This window comes from Pseudonocardia pini (assembly GCF_013870575.1).
Lineage (GTDB): Bacteria > Actinomycetota > Actinomycetes > Mycobacteriales > Pseudonocardiaceae > Pseudonocardia > Pseudonocardia pini.
Map to the genome: position 1 here is coordinate 1 of NZ_JACBXB010001180.1, position 1,156 is coordinate 1,156.

The window sequence follows — 1,156 nt, forward strand, 5'->3', positions numbered from 1 at the left end:
GTCCGGGCCACTGTCGGCGGGCCGGGAGCCCGCGGCATCACCCGCGGCGGGCGACCAGCCCCCTAGCCCGCGAACCACACCTCGACGACGTCCTCGGCCGCGAGCCCCTGGTCCTGCGCGATGCGCTCCAGGACCGAGGCCAGTGCGAGCGCCAGCTCCACGGAGACGGCCCGGAGCGCCTCCGGCCCGCCCTCCCGACCGACGCGGTCGACGAGCGCGGTCAGCGCCTCGACGCCACGCTCGTAGTTGTGGTCGTCGGAGAGCAGGGCCCGCATGGCCTGCAGGACCGTGCGGCGGCTCTGCTGGTCGGAGAACCGATCGGAGACCTGATCGGACAGTTGGTCGGGATCGTCGCCCACACCCGTACTCCTCGCCGGCTGCGGACGCGCCGCGCGTCGGGGAGTCGCAAGCCGGGGGGAGCCTATCCCTGTGCCGCCCCGGTCAGGGCAGCAGGCCGCGGTCCTGCGCCTCCCACACCGCGGTCCGACGGCTGCTCACCCGCAGCGCGCGGTAGACCGACCGGATGTGCTCCCTGGCGGCCGTGTCGGAGATCCGCAGGTGGGCGGCGATCTCCGCCACCGACAACGGTGTCGGGAGCAGGACGAGCACCGTCCGCTCGATCGCGGACAACGGACCCCTCGAGGTGGGACCGCAGGGTCGCTCGGCGGGCTCGGGAAGCATGCACGTCTCCTGACCGGGTCCGGCGGGGTCCACAGTCTCCGGTCGGACGGGGTGAGCGGGGCTCATCCCGGCGGCATGAGCCGATCACCCGTGGGACGTCGCCGAGGAGCCGGCCTCAGAGGAGGCGACGCTGCTTCGCGCGGCGCACGGCGTCGCGCCGCCCGGTGGCGCCGAGCTTGCGGTAGATCATCCGCTGGTGCGTCTTGATCGTGTTGACGGACAGGTGCAGCGCGGCGGCCATCTCGGCGTTGGACAGGGTCCCTGACAGGTAGCGCAGGACCAGCTGCTCCCGATCGGTCAGGGCGATCCCGGGAGCGGCGGGCGACCGGTCACCCGCCATCCTGCGGAGCAGGTCCTCGGCGAATCCCGCGGACGCGGTGCCCGTCTCGATCCGCTCGGCCATCAGGGGCCGCAGCGCGGCCGCCTGGTCGAGGAACGGACGGCGGAGCTCCGGCGGAGCGGCGATGCGCAGGGC

Annotated in this window: 3 protein-coding genes; all 3 read right to left on the reverse strand. The window is 74.0% G+C overall.

Annotated features, from left to right (window positions below):
* Nucleotides 1-62: 62 nt before the first annotated feature.
* Nucleotides 63-359: a hypothetical protein gene (locus H5J29_RS33630; protein ID WP_181784900.1), complete on the reverse strand. Its 297-nt coding sequence runs from the start codon at nt 357-359 to the stop codon at nt 63-65.
* Nucleotides 360-441: 82 nt separating this feature from the next.
* Entirely contained in the window at nt 442-630 is a 189-nt protein-coding gene (locus tag H5J29_RS33635) for a LuxR C-terminal-related transcriptional regulator (protein ID WP_181784901.1), read from the reverse strand.
* Between the two features lie 166 nt (nt 631-796).
* Nucleotides 797-1,156: response regulator transcription factor (locus tag H5J29_RS33640; RefSeq protein ID WP_181784902.1), on the reverse strand; the 360-nt coding region annotated here is incomplete at its 5' end.